The sequence below is a fragment of the Acidisphaera rubrifaciens HS-AP3 genome, from assembly GCF_000964365.1.
Lineage (GTDB): Bacteria > Pseudomonadota > Alphaproteobacteria > Acetobacterales > Acetobacteraceae > Acidisphaera > Acidisphaera rubrifaciens.
Genome location: NZ_BANB01000988.1, coordinates 1 through 2,244 on the forward strand (window position 1 = coordinate 1; position 2,244 = coordinate 2,244).

Annotated in this window: 5 protein-coding genes; 2 read left to right on the forward strand and 3 right to left on the reverse strand. The window is 75.0% G+C overall.

Translation table 11 applies throughout. From position 1 onward, the window contains the following. Nucleotides 1-607: amidase family protein (locus B8460_RS19565; protein WP_048863306.1), on the forward strand; the 607-nt coding region annotated here is incomplete at its 5' end. Nucleotides 608-613: 6 nt separating this feature from the next. Here B8460_RS19565 and B8460_RS19570 read toward each other — a convergent pair. Next, nucleotides 614-1,036, reverse strand: coding sequence for a secondary thiamine-phosphate synthase enzyme YjbQ (locus B8460_RS19570; protein WP_048863307.1), 423 nt, complete (start codon nt 1,034-1,036; stop codon nt 614-616). Between the two features lie 55 nt (nt 1,037-1,091). On the opposite strand from B8460_RS19570, the gene B8460_RS19575 reads away from it, so the two are divergent. Continuing rightward, nucleotides 1,092-1,736 carry a cation transporter gene (locus tag B8460_RS19575; protein ID WP_241771249.1) on the forward strand — a complete coding sequence of 215 codons (645 nt, stop codon included), beginning with the start codon at nt 1,092-1,094 and terminating at the stop codon, nt 1,734-1,736. On the opposite strand, the gene B8460_RS21340 is transcribed toward B8460_RS19575, so the two are convergent. Both B8460_RS21340 and B8460_RS22505 read right to left on the reverse strand, forming a co-directional pair. Beyond that, on the reverse strand, nt 1,633-1,974 hold the full coding sequence (locus tag B8460_RS21340) for a DoxX family protein (protein WP_048863309.1): 342 nt from the start codon (nt 1,972-1,974) through the stop codon (nt 1,633-1,635). The genes B8460_RS19575 and B8460_RS21340 overlap by 104 nt on opposite strands. Nucleotides 1,975-2,022: 48 nt before the next feature. Continuing rightward, nucleotides 2,023-2,244, reverse strand: a 222-nt coding sequence (locus B8460_RS22505; RefSeq protein WP_456303915.1) for an allophanate hydrolase-related protein, incomplete at its 5' end; no start/stop codon positions are given.

The window sequence follows — 2,244 nt, forward strand, 5'->3', positions numbered from 1 at the left end:
GGGGCTGCGGCTGCTGCTGCCGGAGACGCTGGTGCTGGACGGGATGGAGGCGGCGGTCGCCGATGCGTTCGACGCCGCGCTGCGCCGGCTGTCCGCGGCCGGGGCGCGGATCGTGCGGCTCCCGCTCGCCCCGTTTGGCGAACTGCCGCGCGTCAACGCCGCCGGCGGCTTCGCCTCCGCCGAGGCCTATGCCTGGCACCGGCCTCTGCTGGCGGACCGCGCGGCGCTGTACGACCCGCGCATCCGCGCCCGCATCGAACGCGGCCGGCTGCAATCGGCGGCCGACTACATCGACCTGCGGGCCACGCGCGCGCGGCTCCGCGCCCGGCTCGACGCGGCCACGGCCGGCCACGATGCCGTGGTGATGCCGACCGTGCCGATCCTGCCGCCGCTGATCGCCGCGCTGGAGGCGGACGAGGCGGAATACAACCGCGTCAACCTGCTGGCCCTGCGCAACACCGCGCTCGCCAACTTCTTCGACCGCTGCGCCATCAGCCTGCCGGTGAGCACGGCGCCGCCGGTCGGGCTGATGCTGGTGGGCGAGACGATGGGCGACGCGCGCCTGTTCGCCGTCGCCGCCGCGATCGAGCGCTGCCTCGCCGGGTGAGGCCGGTCAGGCCATGCCGAGGCAGTGCAGCACGACCTCGCGCCGATGCGGCGCGTCGCGGTGTTCGTGGACATAGATCGCCTGCCACGTGCCGAGCAGCGGCCGGCCGCCACCGACCGGAACCGTCAGGCTGGTGGCGCCGAGCAGGGCGCGCAGATGGGCGGGCATGTCGTCCGGCCCTTCCGTGTCGTGGGCATACAGCCCCGGCCCGCGCGGCACGACGCGGCGGAGAAAGGCCTCGATATCGGCCCGCACCGTGGGATCGGCATTCTCCTGGATCAGCAGCGAGGCGGAGGTATGCCGGATGAAAACCGTGAGCAGCCCGGTCGCGATGCCCTGCGCCGCGGTCCAGCGCACGACCGGCCCGGTGATGTCGGTCAGGCCCGGGCCGCGCGTCGTCACCTCGATGCTCGTCTGCGCCTGACGCATGACCCCCGCTCCTCCGCCGACGCCCGCCCCAACACCGACCGGACTGGCCCGGACGATGCGGCAGGTGATCGCCCTCAATCTCGGCTATTTCGGGATCGAGATCGCGGTCGCCCTGTCCATCGGCTCCGTCGCCCTGTTCGCGGACGCCATCGACTTCCTGGAGGACGGCACCGTCAATGCCCTCGCCCTGCTGGCGCTCGGCTGGTCCGCGCGGGCGCGCGGGCGCCTCGGTGGAGTGCTGGCCGGGGTGCTGCTGCTGCCGGCCATCGCGACGGTCTGGACGGCATGGCGCAAGCTCGGCGCGCCGTCGGTGCCGGCCGCCGTGCCGCTCGGCCTGACCGGCGCGGGGGCGCTGGCGGTGAACCTCGCCTGCGCGCTGATGCTCGCGCGCTGGCGACATGCCGGCGGGAGCCTGACGAAGGCGGCCTTTCTGTCGGCGCGCAACGACGTCGCAGCCAACGTCGCGATCGTCGTGGCGGGTGCGCTGACCGCGTTGCTCGTCTCGCCCTGGCCGGATCTCGTGGTCGGGCTCGGCATCCTCGCGCTCAACCTGGATGCCGCGCGCGAGGTGTGGGTCGCCGCCCGGGCCGAACGCCTCAGCGCCGGCCGAATGCCACGCCGAGGGCCAGCACCAGCAGGCCGAACCGCGCCGCCGCCAGCGCCTCCTGTCCCGCCTCCGCCTCCCAGTCCACCGTCCTGATGGAGCTGGCGGCCAGCGCGAGCGCGCCGAGGCGCCGGGTCTCGCGCGGCACCAGCAGCAGCGCCGCCCCGGTCTCCAGCGCGCCGAAGGCATGGCGCGTGTCGTCGTCGCGGCCCCAGCGGGCGAACCAGCGGCGCTCCCACGGCGTGCCCGCGAGTTTCATCAGGCCCATGGCGCTGAACGCGCCGCCCACGGTGAGCAGACGCAGGAGCCGGAGCAGACTGTCGAGTATGTCCATGCCGCGTGAACGCGCGGCCCGCGTCCGCGTTGCGCGGCGGCGGTGGCCTCAGCGCGCGAGATAGGCGCGCCAGCCGCCCAGGGACGTGATGTCCGGCGCGCCGTCCACGCCCGCCGCCTCCGCCAGGAAGCCGAGGCATGGCCCGTCATCGAGGGCGACCGTGCCGAACGACAGCGGCGCCGGCGTCTCCGCCAGCAGACCCCCGATGGCGGCGGTCGGCACCGCCCACACCTCGCCGGCGATCGCCGCCCCGCCGGCCCCGGCCGGCAC